Annotated in this window: 16 protein-coding genes and 2 pseudogenes; all 18 read left to right on the top strand. The window is 41.7% G+C overall.

Annotation, left to right across the window (positions count from 1 at the left end; genetic code table 11):
- Window positions 1-46 precede the first annotated feature (46 nt).
- A complete protein-coding gene (locus tag ADJ67_01590) occupies window positions 47-1,111 on the top strand; it encodes a D-aminopeptidase (protein ID AKT46522.1) in 1,065 nt (354 codons plus the stop codon).
- A gap of 36 nt (window positions 1,112-1,147) precedes the next feature.
- Complete coding sequence (locus tag ADJ67_01595) at window positions 1,148-1,840, top strand: hypothetical protein (GenBank protein ID AKT47623.1); 693 nt, start codon at window positions 1,148-1,150, stop codon at window positions 1,838-1,840.
- A gap of 3 nt (window positions 1,841-1,843) precedes the next feature.
- Entirely contained in the window at window positions 1,844-2,299 is a 456-nt protein-coding gene (locus ADJ67_01600; GenBank protein AKT46523.1) for a D-tyrosyl-tRNA(Tyr) deacylase, read from the top strand.
- A 181-nt stretch (window positions 2,300-2,480) separates the two neighbouring features.
- Complete coding sequence (locus tag ADJ67_01605) at window positions 2,481-3,350, top strand: hypothetical protein (GenBank protein AKT47624.1); 870 nt, start codon at window positions 2,481-2,483, stop codon at window positions 3,348-3,350.
- A complete protein-coding gene (locus ADJ67_01610) occupies window positions 3,323-4,993 on the top strand; it encodes a cobalt ABC transporter ATP-binding protein (GenBank protein ID AKT46524.1) in 1,671 nt (556 codons plus the stop codon). The genes ADJ67_01605 and ADJ67_01610 overlap by 28 nt, the downstream gene beginning before the upstream one ends.
- Window positions 4,994-5,037: 44 nt before the next feature.
- Window positions 5,038-5,946 (top strand): hypothetical protein, encoded by a 909-nt coding sequence (locus ADJ67_01615; protein ID AKT47625.1) that lies wholly within the window; start codon window positions 5,038-5,040, stop codon window positions 5,944-5,946.
- Between the two features lie 165 nt (window positions 5,947-6,111).
- Window positions 6,112-6,492 (top strand): annotated as a pseudogene (locus ADJ67_01620) (hypothetical protein).
- 10 nt (window positions 6,493-6,502) lie between these two features.
- Entirely contained in the window at window positions 6,503-8,350 is a 1,848-nt protein-coding gene (locus tag ADJ67_01625) for a hypothetical protein (GenBank protein AKT46525.1), read from the top strand.
- The gene (locus ADJ67_01630) at window positions 8,347-9,438 is read left to right on the top strand and encodes a hypothetical protein (protein ID AKT46526.1); all 1,092 of its coding nucleotides are present in this window, start codon (window positions 8,347-8,349) and stop codon (window positions 9,436-9,438) included. The genes ADJ67_01625 and ADJ67_01630 overlap by 4 nt, the downstream gene beginning before the upstream one ends.
- A gap of 12 nt (window positions 9,439-9,450) precedes the next feature.
- Window positions 9,451-10,401, top strand: coding sequence for an ATPase AAA (locus ADJ67_01635; GenBank protein ID AKT46527.1), 951 nt, complete (start codon window positions 9,451-9,453; stop codon window positions 10,399-10,401).
- Window positions 10,402-10,410: 9 nt separating this feature from the next.
- Window positions 10,411-11,511, top strand: coding sequence for a hypothetical protein (locus ADJ67_01640; GenBank protein AKT46528.1), 1,101 nt, complete (start codon window positions 10,411-10,413; stop codon window positions 11,509-11,511).
- A gap of 1,524 nt (window positions 11,512-13,035) precedes the next feature.
- Window positions 13,036-13,311 (top strand): annotated as a pseudogene (locus ADJ67_01645) (hypothetical protein).
- 747 nt (window positions 13,312-14,058) lie between these two features.
- Window positions 14,059-18,648 (top strand): hypothetical protein, encoded by a 4,590-nt coding sequence (locus ADJ67_01650; GenBank protein AKT46529.1) that lies wholly within the window; start codon window positions 14,059-14,061, stop codon window positions 18,646-18,648.
- 157 nt (window positions 18,649-18,805) lie between these two features.
- Window positions 18,806-19,327: a transporter gene (locus ADJ67_01655; GenBank protein ID AKT46530.1), complete on the top strand. Its 522-nt coding sequence runs from the start codon at window positions 18,806-18,808 to the stop codon at window positions 19,325-19,327.
- 1 nt (window position 19,328) lies between these two features.
- Window positions 19,329-19,919, top strand: coding sequence for a hypothetical protein (locus ADJ67_01660; protein AKT47626.1), 591 nt, complete (start codon window positions 19,329-19,331; stop codon window positions 19,917-19,919).
- 18 nt (window positions 19,920-19,937) lie between these two features.
- A complete protein-coding gene (locus tag ADJ67_01665) occupies window positions 19,938-21,023 on the top strand; it encodes a methylthioribose-1-phosphate isomerase (GenBank protein ID AKT46531.1) in 1,086 nt (361 codons plus the stop codon).
- Complete coding sequence (locus ADJ67_01670; protein ID AKT46532.1) at window positions 21,023-21,799, top strand: chromosome segregation protein ScpA; 777 nt, start codon at window positions 21,023-21,025, stop codon at window positions 21,797-21,799. The genes ADJ67_01665 and ADJ67_01670 overlap by 1 nt, the downstream gene beginning before the upstream one ends.
- Window positions 21,768-22,364 (top strand): segregation protein A, encoded by a 597-nt coding sequence (locus tag ADJ67_01675; GenBank protein AKT46533.1) that lies wholly within the window; start codon window positions 21,768-21,770, stop codon window positions 22,362-22,364. The genes ADJ67_01670 and ADJ67_01675 overlap by 32 nt, the downstream gene beginning before the upstream one ends.
- Window positions 22,365-22,372: the final 8 nt, after the last annotated feature.

Genomic DNA, 22,372 nt, shown 5'->3' on the forward strand with positions numbered 1-22,372 from the left:
ATAGCTAGTGAATACTCATCAATTTTAAATCATAAGGAGAATCTAAATGGGACTTCCAAAAGACTGCGGTCTTGAATTGCACCACAAATGGAAAAGAGGAAAGCTGAATAAGATTACAGATGTTAAGGGCCTAAAGGTCGCTAGCGTGACTATACAGGATAATGAGATAAACACAGGGGTTACAGCCATACTTCCTCATGAGGGAAATATCTTTAGATCAAAGGTGGTAGCTGGAGCTTCTGTACTCAACGGCTTTGGAAAAAGCCTTGGCATAGTTCAGCTTAAGGAGCTCGGAAATATAGAGACTCCTATAATAATGACAAATACCTTGTCCGTAGGAGAGGCTACGACTGCTTTGACAAAGTATTGCCTAGAGCAAAACGAGGACATAGGCGTAAGTACGGGAACTGTGAATCCGCTTGTGACTGAGTGTAATGATGGCAGGCTGAACGACATCAGAGGGCTTCATGTAAGAGAAGAACATGTTAGAGAAGCTCTTAGACTTGCAGAAGAAAGTAGTCCTGACTTTGAGGAGGGCGCAGTTGGTGCTGGCACAGGAATGTGCTGCCTGGGGTTCAAAGGCGGAATAGGATCTGCGTCTAGATGCGTAGAGCTGGATGGATGCGAATATACGATTGGAGCATTGGTTCTCTCAAATTTTGGTGAAGAGGGAAATCTAGTAATAGGCGGAAGACACTACGGAAGCGAGCTTTTGCCAAAGGTTAAAGAAAGGCTAAAGTCTGATATAGACGACTCTCTTGCAAAAGATAAGGGCTCAATCATAATGCTCATAGCAACGGACATACCGCTCTCGTCTCGCCAGCTTGAGAGAATTGCAAATAGAGCAGCGATAGCACTTGGCAGAACGGGCTCCTACATGGGTAACGGGTCAGGAGATATAGCCATTGCCTTTTCAACAGCAAACAGAATGCCTCACTACAGTGATGAAAAGTTTGTAGAGATGAAGGCTATTCATGAGGATGCGATAGACAAGGTGTTTGAGCCAGCGGTTGAAGCGCTAGAAGAGTCCATCATAAGCTCGCTCTACCATGCGAAGACAACCCGGGGAGTTCGCGGCAAGCTCGTTTACGGACTAAGAGAATTTATATAATTTAAGGAGACGGTTGTGTTAGGGATTATAGGCGGAATGGGCCCTATGGCATCGGCAGTTTTCTACGACATGATAAGTAGTAAGACAGATGCGAGCTGCGACCAGGAGAATCTCAATTTGATTTTACTGAGTCACGCAGGGATGCCAGATAGGACTAGAGCAATTCTATCAAAGGATGAAGCGCAGATAGAAGCAGTTAGGTCAAAGCTTCTCGCAGATGCGATGTTCCTCCAAAATGCAGGCTGTACAGCGATAGCGGTGACTTGCAATACTGCTCACTACTTTGTAAATATGATAGAAGATGAGCTTGATATTCCTTTTATTCATCTAATCAGAGAGACTGCCGAGGCAGTGGCTAGCGAGTTTGGTGCTAGGAAGGTAGCCGTTCTTGCTACGGATGGAACTATAGAGACAAGGCTCTACCAAGATGAGCTATCAAAGCGTGGAGTAATTGCATTTACGCCAAAGGCCGAAGTTCAAGCTCTAGTCATGCACGAAATCTACGAATGTATAAAGAGTGGCAAGCCTGCTGACGAAGAAATATGGCAAAAAATAGAGGAATATGTGAAGGATGAGGGCTGCGAAGCCGCTGTCCTTGCTTGCACTGAGCTTTCAGTTGTTAGGAAGGAGCTTTCGCTTGGAAGCTTTTACTTTGACCCTATGGACATCATGGCAGAAAGGTGCTTAGATTTCTACGAAAAGAGGGGCGAAATCAAGAAGAGAGGATAATATATGAAGTTTGTAATACAGAGAGTTTCCGAGGCTGCGTGCAGAATAGATGGAAAGGTCTCAGGTGAGATTTCTAGGGGATTTCTCGTTTTGATAGGAATATCAAATGAGGATACAAAAGAAATCGCTGATAAGATGATCAAAAAACTTATAAATATGCGCATCTTCGATGATGAAAATGGCAAGACCAATCTAGATCTTGCGAGTGTTGACGGTGAGCTTCTTTTGATATCGCAGTTCACGCTATATGCTGACTGCAAGCGTGGAAATAGACCAAGCTTTGTGAATGCGGGCGCGCCTGATATGGCAGAATCGCTTTATGACTACATAGTAGAAGATATTAAATCAAAGGTAGATGGGAAGGTTCAGACCGGAGTTTTCGGTGCAGACATGAAGGTTTCGCTTGTAAATGATGGGCCTTTTACCATCATCCTTGATTCTAAGGAAATCGGACTTTGATTAATGTAAAATCAGTGGCCTTGTGAATGTGAAATTTGCATTTGCAGGGCCTTTAATATTTGACTAAAGGGCATGATTTAACTATACTTATTATGTATGCCTGTGTAGTTTAATATGGAATATAAATTAGGATAAATTGATGTTTAGAGAAGGAATAGGAGAGACAGGGCGTTTCATTTTGATGCATCCTGTGGTGACAGCTTCATACTATACAATCGTCATCGGAATTTTGATGTTTTCAAACTCCCCTCTATTTCTCATAAGCGCAATTATCATAGGAATGAGCTATGATATGTTGCTAAAGGGAAGCAAAAGCCTGAGAAACAACCTATTTATCATCTTATTTATGTCTTTTTTGACTGTACTTATAAATGCGCTGTTTACTCACAATGGCAGTACGGTGCTTTTCTATTTGGGAAATAACAGGGTCACACTTGAGGCGGCATGCTATGGATTTGTTATGGCGCTGATGCTAAGCGGTGTGATGATTTGGTTTTCGAGCTTCAATGTTGTCATGACATCAGAAAAGCTTATCTATATTTTCGGCAGATTTGCACCAGTCCTAGGTCTTACGCTTTCTATGATATTTCGTTTTGTACCACTTTTGAGAACTCGTTTTGAGCTTATTAGAGAAGGGCAAAGAGCGCTCTACGCAGGAGATGAAAAGAGCTTTATTGGCAAAATAAGACAGCTAGGTAAAGAGGTGTCGATTCTAGTCTCATGGTCGCTTGAATCTTCTATAGAAAGTGCAGATTCCATGGCAGCAAGAGGTTACGGGCTCAAAGGTAGAACTAGCTATAATCTATTTAAACTGAGGTCCGCAGACCTTTTGGCATTATTTGCAAGCATAGTGCTTGGAGGAATTACGACGGTATCTTATGCAGTCGGAGTAAACAAACTCTACTATTATCCTGTTATAAAAGTGGTTGAGAGCGAGCCTAAGTGGCTTGAATTTGCAGGGTTCATATCCTTCATGACGCTTTTAATCATGCCGCTAGCAATAGATTTATTCGGAGAATTAAAATGGAAAAGATCAAGGTCGACAATTTAAGCTTTAGTTATCCAAGCTCGGATAAGCTGGCTCTAGACAGTGTTTCGCTGAGTATTCCAGAGTCGGAATTTGTCGTGCTTTGCGGTAAATCTGGATGTGGCAAGAGTACGCTTTTAAGGCATCTCAAGAAGAGCATGAATCCTTATGGAAATAAGTTTGGAAGCGTGTGCTTTGATGGCGAAGAGATAGAGGAGATGAACGACAGGGATGCGGCGAGCAAAATAGGATATGTTCAGCAAAACCCTGACAACCAGCTCGTCACAGACAAAGTTTGGCACGAGCTTGCCTTTGGTCTTGAAAGCCTAGGATATAGCAATAGCGTAATTAAGAGAAGGGTTGCCGAGATGGCTTCCTACTTTGGAATACAGACCTGGTTTAGAAAGTCAGTCAGCGAGCTTTCTGGAGGTCAAAAGCAGCTTTTGAACCTTGCGTCCGTTATGGCTATGCAACCTGAGGTTTTGATTTTGGATGAACCTGCTTCACAGCTTGATCCGATTGCAGCAAGGGATTTTCTTAGCACTGTTCACAGGCTCAATAGGGAGCTTGGAGTAACCATTGTAATTTCTGAGCATAGGCTAGAAGAGATTTTCCCTCTTGCAGATAGGGCAATTGTCATGGACGAAGGCAGGATAATTGCAAATGCAAAGCCTAGTGAAGTTGCGATACAGCTTGCGGGAAGTGGCGATGAGGAATCGGTACATCCTATGTACTACGGCATGCCTCCTGTGATGAAGCTGTTTCCAAAGGAGCTTGTGAGATGGCAGGATAGCCTTCCTATGACGCTGAGAGAAGGGCGAATTTTGATGGAGAAGCTCTTCGAAAATGGAACGCTCACGCTAAAGGAAGCTGGAGTGCAAAAGCTAGTTGAAGAAAAAGAAGCTAACAGCGGAAAGCCTGTTATAAAGCTTAAAAACCTATATTTTAGATATGCAAAGAATGCAGATGACGTCCTAAGAGGACTGAATCTAGAGATAGAAGAGGGCAAGCTTCACTGCTTGCTTGGTGGAAACGGAAGCGGAAAGAGTACAACGCTTAAGGCGATTTGTGAAATAATAAAGCCTCAGTCTGGCAAGGTTAAAATTGCTGATAACTGTAGGGCTGCTATGGTTCCTCAGAATCCTCAGGCATTATTCACAGAGATTAGCTGTGAGGAAGAGGTTCTCGAGGGGATGTGCTATCAAAAGCTTGAGATTGAGGAGAAGGTTCAAAGAACCGAGGAGATGCTTAAGCTTATGGAAATAGAGCATCTTAGAAAGGCAAACCCTTATGATCTTTCGGGTGGCGAGCAGCAAAGGCTTGCGCTTGCCAAGGTCATGGTTTCAAATCCAGATATTCTTCTCTTAGATGAGCCAACCAAGGGACTTGATCCATTTTTCAAGCAAACTTTGGGAAGAATACTCAGAAGCCTTTGCAAGGAGAACAAGACCATATTCATGGTTAGCCATGATATAGAGTTTTGCGCTGAATTCGGAGACTGCTGCTCTATGTTCTTTGATGGAGAAATAGCGACAAGCGGTAGCGCCAAGGAATTCTTCTCAGGAAATAACTTCTATACCACGGTTGAAAACAAACTGACAAGAAAGTGGTGCGAGGGTATCATAACTGGAGAGGAGGCTAGAACATGGATAAGGAGCCTGCTCTAGTTACAAGCTTTGATGAGCTGAAGAAAAAGAACGAAAGCCATTACATGGCGGCGGCAAGAAAGAGACTTGCACTAACAGCTGTGCTGATATTTCTAGTCATCCCAGCTTTGATAGCTTTGACGGTTTTCCTAGGTAGCAAGCGACTATACATGCCACTTTCTCTTCTAATTTTGGTGATGATTATGGCACCGTTCTTCATGATATTTGAAAGGCGTAAGCCTCGCGCAAGAGAGGTTGTTTTGATAGCCATGATGAGTGCTCTTACAGTTGCATCTCATACATTTTTTCACATAGCTTTTCCTGTTCAGATAGGGACAGCAATGGTGATAATTTCAGGAATTTCACTCGGACCAGAAGCTGGTTTTCTGATAGGTGCAATGTCGAGATTTGTCTGCAATTTCTATATGGGGCAGGGAGCTTGGACTCCGTGGCAGATGTTCTGCTGGGGACTTTTAGGATTTCTTGCAGGACTTGCATTCAATCGTGAAATTAGCAAACAAAACAGCATTGGCAATTTCAAGAAGATGATGGCTCCAGTCTTATGTGTTATTTTCTCGGAACTGGTTGCATATATCAGCTTTCTGGTATGGCCAGGAAACGATAAGACTTTCTTCGGATGGCGAGTCTATCTATTTGGGATAATTGGATTGCTACTAGCAGTAATATTTCAAAAGGGTAAGCTCAAGGCTGATAATATAACAATGGCGGTATTTACCTTTGTTGTAACCTTTGTCATATACGGCGGGATTATGAACTTTGCTGCAATGTGCCTATCGATGAACGAGCCAGGTTCTCTAGGCATTGGAGTTAAAGCTCTCAAAGCTCTATATGTCAGTGGTGTCGGCTACGACTTTTACCACGCGCTCACGGCAGCAATTTGTGTGTTTGTAATAGGCACTCCGATGGTGAACAAATTAGAGCGAATCAAGATAAAATACGGAATATATAAATAGAGGACGGAAAGAGATATGGAACAGGATTTTTTAAGGAAACAAAAGAATAAGAAACTGAAGAAAAACCTTATTTTACTGTGCCTAGCGCTTGTAGCAATAGCTGCGATTGGCTTTTCGATTGCAGGAAAGCTAAAGGCACAGGACAAAAAGCCAGAAGATGCGAAGGTGACCATAGAGATACGCTGCGATGAGTTAAGCTCAAATATGGATATGCTTACAGATAAGGCGCTTGTAGACTATGTTCCAAAGGATGGCATTATCGTCAAGAAATCTAGCTTCAAGATAAAGAGCGATGAGACGACCGTCATGGACGTTCTCCAAAAGGCCTGCAAGGAGAAGGATGTCCAAATTGAGGACAAGAAGGGCTATGTCAAAGGCATAAACTACCTCTATGAATTCTCAGCGGGACAGAAGAGCGGATGGATGTACAAGGTGAACGGAAAGCTGCCAAACTACATGGCATCAGAGGTCAAGCTTAAAGACGGTGACGAGATACTTTGGTTCTATACCGTCGACTACGATAAAGAAAATTACGATACGAAATAGGGTAAATTAGATGAAGTTTTTCAAAGACAGCAGGAAAAATTTAATATACATAATTGCAATACTGCTACTTCTTGCAGGATTTCTTGCATGGGCACTACTTGTCAAACCTATAGGTTTTTCTAGACCTGATGTTAAGGTGACTGCAGTTAAGGCTGAGAGGATGGCGCTTTCGCAGGCAGATGGCTCAGATGATGATCAAAATTCAGTCGGAAAGAGCAATTCCGGTGAGACTAAGGATGGAGAGAAGAGCGACAAGAAATCTGACAAGGAGGACAAGAAGGAGCAGGAAAAGGATAAGAAGCAAGAGGAGAAGCCTAACAACAGCATTAGTGTTGAAAAGGGCAAGGGTGGTCTAGATGGCATTACCAATAGCGATAGAGCTACTGACAAAGAGGGAAATGGTAATATCGGAAAATCGACTATAATCCCTCAGAAAAATGACGGCAAGCTCAAGATTATGACAGATCTGAAAAACGCTGATGTGACTGACAATCAGTTCAAAAACGATGACCTTGAGTTTTACGCATATCTTGAGAATGGCGGGAAAGACTCTGAGCTAAGAGTAAGGATACGAAACTCCACAACGGGAGATAACGGAAAGACTCTAAAGGGCGATGGCAAGAATTTCAAGGCCCATCTCGTTAGAGGCGAAAACATTATCACTTTGATTGTCAAGGAGAAGGGTAAGACGACTCACCATGTTAGCTTCCTTATCAATTTGATGGCTAAGAAGGCTGACGAGAAGAATCCAACCATTGGTAAACATCCACCTACAATCAAGGCTTGGGTCGATGGAGACGCAGTTGAAGGAACAAAGATTGAGACTAGCAATAGAAACTTCACTTTGATTCTTCAGGCTTTAACATATAAGGGAAAGTCACTTCCATATGATAATATGAGGGTTACCTTTGATGGAAGAGCTGCTGATCCACCTACAGGAAACGGCAGATATGAGTACAGTTTCTTTTTAGAAAATCCTAAGGTGGGAGACACAGAACATCACACTATAACTGTAACTGCCTGGGATGACGAGGGTAACTCTACGTTTAAGAAATACGACCTGATATATAACTTTGTCGATTCAGGCGATGTAATCGGTAAGTGCTATGTTACAGTTGATGCAACAACAATAGGACTCGGAATTCTAGGCGATGGCTTTGAGTACGATGTAAAGCAAGATGAACCTGCTTCGTATGCGATACTTGCTGCACTAGATTACTATGGATTTAAGGCTGATTTCTCAGGGACAAAGGATGCAGGCTTCTACCTAAATGGAATTAGAGCGGGCGGAATCGCTGATGGAGCATCAGTGCCTAGCAATCTTGCTGATAAGGTTGTTGAGGATGGCCTTTCAAACTACACTAAACTCGCAAAGGTTGTAAGAGACTCAATTCTAGAATTCCAGTACTCAAGTGGCTCGGGATGGATGTACACCATAGATGGAGTTAACTATCCAGGAAAGGGAATGTCGCAGTACTTCCTAAATGGACGAAATAACCATATCACGCTTAGATTTACTCTTGCTTATGGTAAGGATTTAGGACTTGTAGTAACCTATCCACCAACAAAACTTAGCAGCTACTGTGGAATCTGGATAAATGGAGGATACGAGCCAAGGCATACATTTGGTGACTGGAAGGTCGTAAAGAATGCTACCTGTGATGAAGAGGGGCTTGAAGAGAGAGTTTGCAGTGTGTGTGGTGAGAAGGAAACGAAGGTTATTCCTAAACTTGAACATCAATGGGTAGAGACTTCTAGGAAAGAAGCAACGGCAACGGAAGATGGATATATAGAGTACAAGTGTAAGGTGTGTGGAACTACTCGTAGAGATGTTATACCAAAGGGGACTAATCCATGATAAGAAAGACAAGTAAAAAAGTAACTGCTCTAGCGCTTATAATGATTCTCGTCATGAGCATTGTTTTGAGTGCCTGTGGTGATGATAAAACAAACTATGAGAAGATAAGCAAAAGATGGGATGCAGCCTGCCACGAAATTGGCGGAATCAAGGCGGATGAATCTTTAACAAATGCTAGTTATTTCAAGGCGGGAGACCCTATAAGCGACTGGATGGTAATAGTCGAAAAGAGAGCGGGGCTAGATAAGAACTTTGATGAAGAGGGATACCTCAAAAACCTAAAAAAATACATAAGCAAGGCATATGAAAGCGATGAAAAGCTAGACCAGTATAAGTCGACAGAGTGGCACAGAATGATTTTGGTACTTCTCGCATTCGGAAAGGATCCGAGAAACTTTGCAAAGAAAGCTGACGGAACGCCAATAGACCTAGTGAATGACGGCATATTCAACTGGTGTCAGGAAGAGAAAATAGACTATCAAGGAAGCAATGCTTTGATATATTCACTTCTATGCATCAAAGCCGGTGACTACAAAACACCAGATGGAGCAAGATACAGTGAAAATGACATCATAAAGGAACTTATCGCCTACCAGATGGAAGATGGTGGTTTTGGTCTAAACAAAGGAGGAAGCGACCTAGACATTACTTCGATGGCAATTCAGGCACTTGCTCCGTACATAGATAAAAAGGATGTCTACACTAATGCTGCAGGAAAGAGCGTGGATGTAAAGACTGCGATAGATAGTGCGCTCACATATCTTTCAGAGAAACAAAGCGACGGAGGATATTTTTCTTTTCAGAATCACTATAGCTCAGACTCGGGTTCGCAGGTTATTCTCGCACTTTGCTCACTTGGAATAGATCCAACAAAAGATGAGCGCTTCATCAAAAATGGTGGAGATCCGGTAAGTGCGCTTCTAAGCTTTGAGACAGAGGACGGCGGAATAGATACGGCTCTAGATTCTTCTGGCACAGGAAAGCAGACGAACGTGCTGGCAACTAGACAGGCGATTTCAGCACTTACAGCACTGAGACTATTACAAAAGGGAAACGGTAAATTCTTCGATTTTAATAATAACTTATAGAAAGGGCAAAAGATGAATCAGCATATAGAAAAAATTAGCAATGAGGTAAAGGGTGTAATCAAGGGTAAGGACGAGGTTATCTCCAAGGTTATGATGGCCATGCTCGCAAAGGGTAATGTCCTTCTAGAGGACGTTCCAGGTGTAGGTAAGACAACAATGGCGCTAGCTTTTGCAAGAGCTATGGGTCTAGATACTAAGCGTGTACAGTTCACACCTGATACGCTTCCTTCAGATATAATCGGTTTCTCTGTTTACGATAAGGAGACAGGAGAGCTTAGCTATAAGGAAGGTGCTATTGTAACAAATCTTCTTCTTGCAGATGAAATCAACAGAACCTCAAGTAAAACTCAAGCGGCTCTTCTTGAGGCGATGGAAGAGAAAAAGGTAACAGTTGACGGCGTAACAAGAGTTTTGCCAGATCCGTTTATCGTTCTCGCAACCGAAAACCCTGCTGGTTCTGCAGGAACTCAGATGCTTCCAAATTCACAGCTCGATAGATTTATGGTTAAGCTGAGCATAGGATATCCAGATGTAGAAAGCCAAGCAGAGATTCTAGCTGATAGACATACAGAAAATCCAGTTGATAAGGTTGAGCAAGTTGTCTCTGATGAAGAACTAAAGGAAATGATTCAGAAGGCGAACGAAGTATATATTGCAAAATCAGTTTACGAATATATAGCAAAACTGGTTCAGAAAACTAGAGAGCACGAAATGGTAAGCCTTGGCGTCAGCCCTCGTGGAGCGCTTTCACTTTGCCAGATGGCTAAGGCCTATGCTTTTGTCAACTCAAGAGACTTTGTTACACCAGACGACATAAGAGCTGTCTTTGCAGATGTTTGCGGACACAGACTCATGCTAAATTCAAAGGCTAGATTAAACGAGCTTAGCGCAGAGAATATTCTCGCTGATATCATCAAAGATGTAGAGATGCCAGCTGCTGAGTCATTTAAGAAAATGTTGTAGGAGAGATAGATGAAAAGAGCTATTTCGTTTACACTTTTAATTTTATTAATCATACTGAATATCGTAGAGACGAATAGATTTTCCTTGGCTCTTCTCTTCGCCTTTGTTCTTGTGATGCTCGTAGCATGCGCGATAGACTTTGCAATTAGAAGTAAACTGTCGGCAAGACTATTTATAAACACAGGTGGAAGAACGGACAAAACTGCAGAGGGAATCCTAGAAGTTAGAAATGACAGCTGGATGCCAATTATCTCGCTAAAGATTAAGCTTAAGATAGTAAATCTATATACGGGTGATGAAAAGCACGAGACTTTCAATCTATCGCTAAGCGCAAGAGAGAAAAAGAAAATCTTGTTTAACCTAGCTAGCGATCACTGCGGAAAAGTTAGGTGTAGCGTTGAGAAAATGAGCCTAGAAGGGATATTCGGCATATTCAATGTTAAATGCGATGTCCACGCTGAAAAGGCCATGACCATGTTGCCAGAGGTCTTTGATGTAGTTATAAGCTATGACCTTCACGAAAGTGATAGCTTTGATAACGACAGCTATTCCCCATACAAAAAGGGAAGGGACCTGACAGAGACCTATCAAATCAGAGAATATGAGCAGGGGGATAGCCTAAAGCAGATACATTGGAAGCTATCAGGTAAGCTTGACAAGCTTATTGTGAGGGATCCGTCGCTACCGCTTGATAAGAAGCTTATGGTTTTCGTGGATAAGAGTCTCAAGGGAGAGACCTCATCGGAGCAGAAGGAGGCACTCGCAGAGCTTGCCGTATCAGTATGCCAAAGCCTCATAGATAGCGAGCTTGAGTTTGTCCTTGTTTGGAACGAGCCGGCTGAGAATGTAGCTTGGGTCAAGGACATGCAGTTCAGTGAAGATATGGGAGATGCTATATCTCAAATAATAGGCTCTAGGCTTCTAGAGTCAGATATAACATGTGCAAATAGCTATACTTCTATGTATGGAAGTAGCGATGCAACGCACATAATTTACATATCTATTGGCAAGACAAGCTTCGACAAGGAGTTTACAAGCGGCAAGGTAATTTTGATAGATGCATCTGATGAGGAATATAGACAGAATAATAGAGAACTTATTCTTTATTAGATTTAGGAGTTTAAGTTGAAAAAGTTAGCTAATGAATCAAAACTTAATATACAAATATCGGAACTTAATAGTGGCTTTGCTAAGGAACTTGTAGTGACGGCTTTGAGCTTCTTTATTTCACTTTCAATCTTGAACCTCGCCTTTGTAAGCCTATCCCTACAAAAGGCTGGATTTTCTATGATTGCCATTATAATCAGTTTGGTTTTAATAGCTACAATAGAAATTGTGATTTCAAGTAGCGAAGATGGGGAATTGTCAGGTATCAAAGCAGTTCTAAAGCAATATGGAGTATTAGTTTTAGTAGTGCTTCTTCTTATAACAACACTGATTATTCATAGAGATTTCGGTGAGGGTCTTAGAGCGCTTATGCAAAGAATATCTATGACTATGACCGAGTCTCAGGGAAGGATACACGATAACTTTATAGAGGGCCAGGCATCAAAGATAGGAGTTCATTTTCTTACGCTCATGCTTGCAATTGCGGTCTTTGAACTTGTGCTTCTAAGCATAAGAAAGGCTGCCTTTTACACCTTTATAGCACTAGTTATTGTTGAAATTTGTCTAGCTGGCCTAGGTATCTTTACAGTTTCAGCGAGCCTTGCTGCATCTATAGTGCTTCTGATTTCAGGGGCCATGCTAGCAGGAAACAGTGGCACGCTAAAGATTTCAGGTGGCAGAGCCTTAGCTTCTAGCGTGGTTGCTACAGTTCTGATACTTTTACTTGCGATAGCACCGTTTATAAGCTCGGATGTACTTCCAATCAAGGCGGCAGGCAAGACAAACGATGCGATAAAGTCAGCTATGCACCGAAAAATCTACGGTGGAACAAAAGTGCTTGCAAGGGGAAATCTCTCATCAATTGGAGAGTTTGAACCGAATAAAAGAGTTCAGTTAGATATCACTATGTCAAAGGCTGAGCCTATGTATCTTCGCGGCTTCGTAGGAGAATATCTAGATGGTAATAAGTGGGTTAATCTCAGGGGAACGGGTCTATCAGAAGCTAGAGACAAATTCTACTGGCTCAGACAAAATGGAGTCTATGGAGAGTCATTACTAGCGAAAAACAATCTCGAGATAAATGGAAAAGACAATATTGGAGAGCTCAGCATAAAGCTCGTAAATGCAGATCGTAAGAACCTGTACCTGCCATACTCATTCCTTCAGGAAAAGAAGGGTATGTACATGGATTCAAGGATAGGTGACTCTGTTATAGAAGCTAATAGTAAGGAGACTAAATCATACAAGCTAAGCTATAGCGAGGGCAGCGTCAAAGAAGCCTATGTAAACCAAAAAAAGCTAGTGTCTAGTGCAGGGGATCAGGCTGATTTAGTGAACATGGAGTCAGTATATAGGGACTTCGCACATAAGAACTATCTTGAGATTTCAGCATCAAACAAAAAGACACTGAAGAAGCTACTAGGTGATAGTAAGAAGCTTTCTACCAGCGAAGCTAAGCTAAAAATAGTTGACTTTGTAAACAAAAACCTAAAGTACGATGATAGCACATCATCTTCTGGGGAAAGCGATGAGCTAGGATATTTTCTAACTAACTCAAGAGTTGGAAAGTCAGAACTTTATGCAAGTGCAGCAACTCAGATGCTTAGATATTACGGCGTTCCCGCAAGATATGTCGAAGGCTATGTCATCACAGAAAAAATGATTGCAGATGGTAGCTCAGATGATAAGGATTCCGTATCAAAGCCAGCAAGCGTAACAGTAACAGAAGAGAGCGCTCACGCTTGGTGCGAGTACTATCTCGATGGAGTAGGCTGGGTACCTTTTGATGTAACGCCAAAGTATAGAGGCGAGATTAAGTTTACTAAGACCGATGACGCTCTAAAATCAGAACTCGGTGGTGGAAAGGGTGCCGAAGGAAGCTCAAGCGATAGCTCTGAGAAAGACGAGGAGAATAAGGACACTAATCAGGATATTGAAAACCCTATAAATAGCCAGACTCTAGTGTTCACATATGCGAAGCTTCTCGTGCTTTTGGGAATACTTTTGGCAATTCTCATTTTGATTATCATAATTGCAATCAGAAGGTATAGGTTAAGACGCTTCCTAAGAAGCCTTAAAACCGATAATGCTAGAATCGCAGTTAAGAAGAGCTTTAGTTATAGCATCTATCTTGTTTCACAAAAGGTAGACTCCTTTGATACATCTTTCATAAAAGAAAGCGTAAGTGAAATCAAAGAAGCTTTCCCTAATTCAGCAGGATTACTATTTGAAGCCATAGCAGTAAACGATAGAGCTGTATATGCTTCAGATGATGAAGTGATAGGTGAAGACGATAGGGAGCTTATGCTTAACTTCAACGAGTCAGTATCAAAAGAATATGCAGAGGGTAGAAATCTCCCATGCAGAATATTTGATAAATATATACGAGTTATTTATTAATGTGTAAATCAATGTATACATTGAAAAATAGCCGAAAATACGACTTTGATTATTGACAAAATACAGTTGATTTAGATATAATTTAGGTGACAATATATGATTCTTTGTATGCCAATCAGGTTAAACTCCTGGACGGTCCCGCCACTGTGAATGCTAGAGCATGAGTCAGGTAGCTACAAGGAAGGTCCTGATACTGCGAGAGACGGAATCAGGCAATCAATCATGGAAAAACGGGCTGTGATATTTCACAGCCCATTTTTTGAGGCAAATTTTATTTTATTGAAGGGAGAGAAAATGGAAAGTGTGAAGAGACTGAGCAGTAAATTGCTCGTAATCGTACTGACTATGGCAATGCTTATGACTAGCATGGCTTTGCCTATGAATTCACATGCAGCGGTGCTTTATCCAAAGATGACTGTAAAGGTTGTGGATGAGAGCGGAACAACTGTTGAAAACCCAAAGGTTGAGGTGTCGTATTTGGATGAAAGCTACGATGACCTTGCAGAGGAAACTGTTAAAGAGGTTGTTAAGGTAACGCCAGATGCAAGTGGCAAGTATAAACTCTATGTGAACAGAAAGACAACAGTAAAGGTGTCAAAGGATGGATATGAGCCAAAGACAGAGGAGTTTACGCCAGATGGTTCAAAGGAAGACTTCGAAAAGGTGATAACTCTTAAGAAGAATGCTGAGGTAACACCTCCACCAGCACCTGTGGATAAGCTTACACCCGTTGTAAATAAGTTTAAAAGCGAGTTTGGTGCACTCATTGCAAAATATGGTACTACAAACAATGCAGCTGACCTAGCTCTTGAGAAAATCAAATCATATCATGATCTTGACTCAGATGGAATTACTGTTAAGGTTATAAAATCAAGTAAAGAGTCTGTAATTACAAATGATGGAAGCGTAAGTTATGTAAATAAAGATAAGACAGCAGCTTACGGAATAAATCATGAAAATGTAACATGTACATTTGAGTTCAGCTATAACGGACAGAAGCAGACTGCTACAAGAACTGTAATGGTTGGATGGGATGTTCCACATATCAATAAAAAGATAAAGGCTGTGGCTGATGGAATAACATTTGATACCATTAAGGGCTCAAACACTGCAGAAGACAATATCGTTTCTGATTTAACTCTTCCTCAGATTGATGGAACTAGTGTTTCAACAGCATGGACAAATACAGTATGGGAATCATCAAATCCAGATGTTTTGAGCATTAAAGATGCAAATCAGTACGCTGGTCTAAATACTCCTAAAAAGGCAGAAGTTAAGCAGCCTAAACAGGATACAGTAGTTACTCTAACTGCTAAGACAAAGGTAAATACTAGTATTTTAAATCCAAATATTCAAAAGCAAGATGACTTTGATACTATAACAAAGCAGTTCACTTTGACTGTAAAGGGAAGTGGTAAAGTTGGTCCTACTGCAGAGGAACTTCAGGCTTTGCTAGACAAGTACATCACGCCAGAACTTTTGAAATATGCAAGCAAGGAAGATGGTGAATTTGATCCTAATCATGTAATTGGAAATATCCTGCTTCCAAGATATACAAAGATCAAAGGTGATGACAACAAGCTAGTATTTGCAAACAAAGAAATTACATACAGCACTGACGATGACGCAATCAAGGTAAACGGATACGCAGCAAATGTGGATCGCTTCCAGACAGGCGAAAAAACAGTAAATCTTATTGTTACATTCAAGAGAGATGATGTTACTGTAACAAAGAAGATTCCGCTAAAGATTGCTGTGATAACAGATGCAGAGCTTGATGCAGAAATCAAGGAAATGGAGTATGCTAAGGCACATTTCTTTGACGGAATCAACGATAGAGCAAATGCATCCAAGGACTCCGTAAAGGAAGACCTACACGCATTCTTTGAATTCCATTTTGATGGCGAAAATCCTGTATGGGTTTACAGAATGGATGAGAAGACTGGAAGAGGTATCGTTCCAGTAAGCTTTTTCGATTCAAGTTGGCATGCTGAAACAAACGGCTATGATACTTTTAAATCATCAAATACAAATGTCATTACACATCAAAACCTGATAGTTACAAGACCTGCGCAAAATACAAAGGTTACAGTTACAGCATGGCTAAGCAGTGCTAAATATGGAAACCTTGCAAAGAAATATCCAAACAATGCTAAGCTTCAGAAGCTGTCAAAGCAGGAAGTTTCAGTGGAGCTTACTGTTCTTGGAAAGAGCAGCAATAAGGATGCTCTAAATGCTAAGATAAGCGAAGCAAAGAACCTTGTATCTGCGATTAGCGAAGGTGATAAGGCCGGTGAATATGCTAAGGGAACAAAGGTTAAGCTACAGAAGGCTATCGCTGATGCAGAAGCAGTAAGCAGTGATGCTAGTGCAGATGCTGATAAAATTCAGGCTGCAATCAAGGCACTTGAGGCTGCGATGAAGGAAGCAAATGATGCACAAAACCCTATCGCAATCTCAGCTATAGTTCAGAATGAGAGCAATACATATACAAATGTCTTCGATGGCCTAAAGGTCAGCCCTAAGGAAGCTACAGAGCACGGATATTTCAAGGCAGAGGCTTTTGCAAACAAAACTACAGTATTAGATGCTCTTGTAGCAATTCACCACGAGATGTACGGTGCTGATTTTGATGCAAATCCAGAAAATTATCTCGTAGTTCCAGAAAATGGATTTATATCAAAGATTTTCGGCGTTACTACAAGTGATTTAGGATATTATGTAAACAATGTGTATCCTGTAGATGGTACAGGAATGGGAACTGTAGCAAATACAACAGTTCTAAACAATGGCGATGTTCTAAATATATTCAGGTACTTTAACCAGGATTACAAAGCTATTTACATGAGCTTTGATCAGAAGAAGGTCGAGGCTAGAACAGCTCAGGAGTTCACTCTATCTCTTAAGGGTGAAAAGACTCTCGCTGACTGGAGCAAGAAGAAAGATGCTTATGCTGGTGCAAAGGTAGCTGTTAAAGATGCAGAGGGTAATGTTGTAGCAGAGGCTGTTACTGATAAGGACGGAGTAGCTAAGCTTACTGTTGAAAAGGCTGGAAAGTACAGTGCAACAGTTACTGCTCTAGCTGAAGACGAAACTTCAAGCAAACAGTTTATCGCACCTTACGCAGAGGTAAACATTAAGCCTGCAGCTCCTAGCATTAAGATATTCGCACTAGCTCAGGCTGATAGAAATGCATATACAAAGGCTTATATGGAGCTAGAGGTAAGCCCTTATGAAGCTGAAAAGTATGGCTATACAAAGGGACCTGATTATGCAGATAAGGTTACAATTCTAGATGCTATGGTAGCGATTCACCGCGACATGTATGGAGCTAATTTTGAGGCAGATCCAATGAAATATCTCGAGGCTGCCCCTAATGGATGGATTCTTGCGATGTTCGGTGAAAAGACATCAGATGTTGGATACTTTATAAACAACAGATCTACAACAACTCTTTCAAACGATAGCGTTCTTGAAAATGGCGATAGACTAAATATATTTAAGTACTTTGATAAAGACTACTATGCTCTATTCATGAGCTTTGATAAGGTTAAGCTAGAAGCTGAAACTGACAAAGAGTTCACACTTAAGCTAAATGGAATGAGCACATTTGTTCCACCAAGCGAAGAGGGTGAGCCATATGAGGGCGGAAAGGTAGTTCTCAAGGACGAGAATAACAAGGTGGTTTCCGAAGCAAAGAGCGATGTAAACGGAATCCTGAAGTTCAAAGTAAGCAAGCCAGGCAAATATGTTGCGGTTATGGAATCTCTCGCAGAGGGAGATACACACGCTTTCTTCATCGCACCTTACGCAGAGATTAATGTAAAAGGCGAAGAAAAGCCTGCAGTTAAAGAAGAGGATGTAAGAATATCTGGAGATACTAGATACGATACAGCATATAAGAACGCAGATGCACTCAAGAAGCAGCTTGGACTAGAGATGTTCGATTCTGCAGTTGTAGCTTGTGGAACAAACTATCCAGATGCACTTTCTGCAGCATATCTTGCAAAGGTTAAGAATGCACCACTACTACTCTCAGAGGCAAGAGAGGTTAATGGAACTGTTGATTATATCAGAAAGAATGTAACAAAGGGTAAGACGGTTTACCTAGTAGGTGGAGCAGATGTCCTTCCAGAGCAAATTAAAACAATACTCGGGTCAGACTACGATGTAAAGCGTCTAGAAGGTGAGGATAGATTCCTAACAAACCTAGCAGTTTTAAAGGAAGCAAATGTAAATAACGAAGAGGTAATGATTTGCTCAGGACTTGGATATGCGGATGCGCTTTCAGCTGCTGCAACAGGAAAACCTGTAATGCTAGTGGGAAAGGCACTCACAAAGGAGCAAAAGGCATATCTTGCAGGAATCAATCCAGCTAAGTTCTATATAGTTGGCGGAAGCGATGTTGTTTCTGATAGAGTCAAAGCTGAGCTAGAAACGATGAGAAGCGTTGAGAGAATTTCAGGAGAAGACAGATACGAGACGGCATTAAATGTTGCAAAGAAGTTCTTTGACATGACATCAAGCACAGTAGTAATTGCTACAGGTGATGGTTTTGCAGACGGCCTTGTAGGAAGCGTAACAGCAATAGCAAACAATGCACCTTTACTCCTTGCAAATAGAAATAACATCAAAGGTGTTGCAGAATTTGTAAAGGAAACAGGAGCAAAGAGAAGCATAGTAATGGGCGGTGCTGATGTAATTTCAAATGAAGCTGTAAAGGTAATGATGGGTAGATAATACTAAAATCATATCAAAATCAATTAAAATTAAAGAGCGAGCCTGCACATGCAGGCTCGCTTTTGCGTCTTCTTTACTGATTAGGCAAGAAATGATATAATATAGCCCGAGTGTTCGAAACCATCCACTCGTAAAACAAAACTAAGGAGAACTTAATATGAAAAACAAAACAGTACTATTCGTGACAAAGGCTGCGATGATAGCTGCGGTGTATGTGGTTTTAACCATTGTGCTTGCCCCTATATCCTTTGGTCAGGTTCAGCTTAGGGTATCGGAAGCCCTAACAATCATGCCGGTTTTTACAGCGGCAGCGATTCCTGGAGTATTCATCGGTTGCTTGATAGGTAACATCTTGGGAGGCGCAGTGCTTCCAGATATCATCTTCGGTAGCCTAGCTACGCTTGTAGCAGCAGTAATAAGCTATAAGCTTAGAGGCAAGGGGCTTTTGATAGCATCCATTCCACCAGTTGTGGTGAACATGCTAGTAGTGCCTTTTGTTTTAAAATATGCGTATTCTGTTCCGCTACCAATTCCGTTTATGATGCTCACAGTTGGTGCAGGTGAAGTAGTATCATGCTGCATCCTAGGCGTTGGACTTGGTAAGCTTCTTCAGAAGAATAAATTCATTTTGGGAGATGAGTCACTTGAGAGAAAACCAGAAGGAAATGAACAGGGCTGATATGACTTTTAACAGCCCCAAAGAGGACTGTGATTCGGGCAATCTAGTTAAGCTTTTAGATGTAGACGATGACTTTATCATCGAGCTAAGATATGCCACAGAAGATAATTTCACAGGCAAAAGAGTCTACGAATCGGCAGAGTGCTACATAGATAGAGAAACTCTAAAGATGCTCATAGAAGCAAGGGATGTATTCAAGAAAGACGGCTACCGTGTCAAAATTTGGGATGCCTACAGACCTATAAGTGCGCAGAAGCGCTTCTGGGAGATTTATCCTGACGATAATTTCGTGGCAAGACCTCCTGATATGGAGACTATGACTAGCTTCAGATCAACTCATATGAATGGGCAGTGCGTCGATATAACGCTTACCGACATGGAGGGAAACGAGCTTAAGATGCCGACATGCTTTGATGATTTCAGAGAAATTGCGGCCCTAAAGAACAACGACCCAGAAACTGAAGAATATAAGAACGCTGCATATATGTGCAGGGTGATGGAATCTGCCGGTTTTGGCGCATCGCCTACAGAATGGTGGCATTTCTACGATAACAAAAATCCACATCCGAGATATCTTGACTACAGAATATAATTTTGGAGATAGAGCCTTATGATTTCACCTATAGAATATAAGGAGAAAAAATTTTATATACTTGACCAGACCCTGCTTCCGGCAGAAGAACGCTACATAGAGCTAAAATGCAAGGAGGATGTCTGGGAGGCTATTCACTCGCTCAGAGTTAGAGGAGCACCTGCGATAGGCGTTGCTGCAGCTTTTGGTTTTTTGGTTTCGCTAAGAGCAGAGCTAGAGACGCAGAACTTTAATGGTAGCGCAGCTGAGTACCTAGGAGTATCAAAGGAAATAGGCGATTACCTGATTTCTTCAAGGCCTACGGCAGTAAACCTAGAGTGGGCGATCAAAAGAATGCAGAAAAGGCTAGAGGGAAAGCTAAATGATTTTGACGGAGAATCTCCGCTTTGCGATACTGCTCTATCAGAACTAGAGGAAGCTTTGACGGAAGAAGCAAAGGCTATCATGGATGAGGACATTGCATCCTGTAAGGCCATGGGTGAGCATGGACTCAGTCTGCTAGATAAGAACATGGGAATTTTGACCCACTGTAATGCCGGAACCATAGCAACAGCCATGTATGGAACCTGCCTTGCGCCACTTTATCTAGGACATGAGAGGGGATATGATTTTAAGGTATTCGCTGATGAGACTAGACCGCTTCTTCAAGGGGCTAGGCTTACAGCTTGGGAGCTAGATAAGGCCGGCATAGATGTGACTTTAATCTGCGATAACATGGCATCAATAGTCATGAAAAACGGCTGGATAGATGCTGTTGTAGTAGGTTGCGACAGGCTTGCAGCAAATGGCGATGGGGCCAACAAAATCGGAACATCGGCAGTTGCAATTCTCGCCAAGGAATACGGCATACCGTTTTACATGTTTGTTCCTACATCAACCATAGATCTTGAGACGGAGACAGGCGAGGATATTCCAATAGAGCTTCGCAAGGGTGATGAGATTTACAAGATGTGGTACGAAAAGGATATGGCACCAAGCGGAATCAAGACATATAATCCGTCATTTGATGTGACAAAGGCAGAATATATAACTGCCATAGTAACCGAAAAGGGTATAGTTAGACCTCCGTACAAGGAGAACCTAGCGAGGCTTATGAGAGGGTAATGAGTTATAAAGTAGTATTATCGAGCTTTGAGGGACCTTTTGACCTTTTGGTCTACCTCATAGAAAGCGCCAAAATGAGCATATATGATATTCAGATTTCTGAAATTACAGAGCAGTATGTTAGATATCTGAATGACATGAAAGAAGCTGATATTGCTGTATCGGCTGAGTTTATGGTGCTTGCGGCAACTTTGATAGAGATAAAATCAAGAATGATTCTTCCGCGCATGAGCGAGGAGGGTATAGATGCTACGATAGAAGATCCAAGGAATGAGCTCGTCGAAAGACTCCTAGAGTACAAGCGCTTCAGACAGATGTCAGATGAACTTGGCAGAAGGTTTGAGGAAAACTGCTTGATTTATGAAAAGCCTACTGAGGATATTTCAATATACACTGAGAATCCAGACGAAGTGCTCAATCTATCAATGGAAAGCTTCATTAGTACATTTAAGCTATTCCTCGAGAGAGAAAAACGCGTAGCTGTAGTTAAGTCTCACTATCAAAAGGTGGAGCGCGAGAAGGCTTCTATCGAAAGCCGTATAAGCTTCATCAAGGATAAGATAAAAAATGCGATAAAAGGCGGTATCAAAAAGCTATCGCTAAAAGACTTAGTACCGAACAAAAAGAGCAGGTACGATGTGATTGTGACCTTTGCGTCAGTGCTTCAAATGATGAAGGATAGGCAGATAAGAGCTGAGCAAGATAAGATGTATGGAGAGATTTCGATCAGTACCGAGGGAACAGATGAGAGTAAGGAGGCAATCGATGTACAGTAAAAAAAGAGCAAAGTCAACGCTTGAATCATTAATGTATATATGGGGAGAGCCTCTTGATGTAAAGGATGCTGCTGATGCAGCAGAGATAACAAAAGAAGAGGCACTAGAGTGCTTTCTGGAGCTCATGGAAGAGTATGAGCAGGAGGGACGCGGGATTATGATTAGACGCGTGAAAAATTCCTTCCAGTTTGCAACTAGAGCTGAAAATGCAGATGCAATAGAAAGGCTTTGCAGGCCGGTTAAGACTAAGAAATTGACTCAGGCCGCGCTAGAGACACTTGCCATTGTGGCATATAAGCAGCCTGTAACCAGGTCAGAAATCGACTCAATCAGGGGAATCAAGAGCGATAGAATTATAGAAGGCCTTATGAAAAAGGACTTGATTTGCGAAAAGGGAAGGTCAGAAGGAATTGGAAGACCAATTCTTTATGCAACGACAGACAATTTCCTTAAGCAGTTTGGACTTACGAATATCAAAGAACTTCCGGAGTTTGAGGAGCACGAGGATTTTGTGATCGACAGAGATGAGGATTCTTCATATCTTCAGATGAAGATAGATGTATAAAAACACCA

This window comes from Eubacterium sulci ATCC 35585, assembly GCA_001189495.1.
GTDB lineage: Bacteria > Bacillota > Clostridia > Peptostreptococcales > Anaerovoracaceae > Eubacterium_B > Eubacterium_B sulci.

Bases quoted from the DNA above. Each gene is read 5' to 3' on its own strand.
- ADJ67_01590 (AKT46522.1), top strand. From the start codon at position 47: ATGGGACTTCCAAAAGACTGCGGTCTTGAATTGCACCACAAATGGAAA.
- ADJ67_01595 (AKT47623.1), top strand. From the start codon at position 1,148: ATGGGCCCTATGGCATCGGCAGTTTTCTACGACATGATAAGTAGTAAG.
- ADJ67_01600 (AKT46523.1), top strand. From the start codon at position 1,844: ATGAAGTTTGTAATACAGAGAGTTTCCGAGGCTGCGTGCAGAATAGAT.
- ADJ67_01605 (AKT47624.1), top strand. From the start codon at position 2,481: ATGCATCCTGTGGTGACAGCTTCATACTATACAATCGTCATCGGAATT.
- ADJ67_01610 (AKT46524.1), top strand. From the start codon at position 3,323: ATGGAAAAGATCAAGGTCGACAATTTAAGCTTTAGTTATCCAAGCTCG.
- ADJ67_01615 (AKT47625.1), top strand. From the start codon at position 5,038: ATGGCGGCGGCAAGAAAGAGACTTGCACTAACAGCTGTGCTGATATTT.
- ADJ67_01625 (AKT46525.1), top strand. From the start codon at position 6,503: ATGAAGTTTTTCAAAGACAGCAGGAAAAATTTAATATACATAATTGCA.
- ADJ67_01630 (AKT46526.1), top strand. From the start codon at position 8,347: ATGATAAGAAAGACAAGTAAAAAAGTAACTGCTCTAGCGCTTATAATG.
- ADJ67_01635 (AKT46527.1), top strand. From the start codon at position 9,451: ATGAATCAGCATATAGAAAAAATTAGCAATGAGGTAAAGGGTGTAATC.
- ADJ67_01640 (AKT46528.1), top strand. From the start codon at position 10,411: ATGAAAAGAGCTATTTCGTTTACACTTTTAATTTTATTAATCATACTG.
- ADJ67_01650 (AKT46529.1), top strand. From the start codon at position 14,059: ATGCTAGAGCATGAGTCAGGTAGCTACAAGGAAGGTCCTGATACTGCG.
- ADJ67_01655 (AKT46530.1), top strand. From the start codon at position 18,806: ATGAAAAACAAAACAGTACTATTCGTGACAAAGGCTGCGATGATAGCT.
- ADJ67_01660 (AKT47626.1), top strand. From the start codon at position 19,329: ATGACTTTTAACAGCCCCAAAGAGGACTGTGATTCGGGCAATCTAGTT.
- ADJ67_01665 (AKT46531.1), top strand. From the start codon at position 19,938: ATGATTTCACCTATAGAATATAAGGAGAAAAAATTTTATATACTTGAC.
- ADJ67_01670 (AKT46532.1), top strand. From the start codon at position 21,023: ATGAGTTATAAAGTAGTATTATCGAGCTTTGAGGGACCTTTTGACCTT.
- ADJ67_01675 (AKT46533.1), top strand. From the start codon at position 21,768: ATGAGAGTAAGGAGGCAATCGATGTACAGTAAAAAAAGAGCAAAGTCA.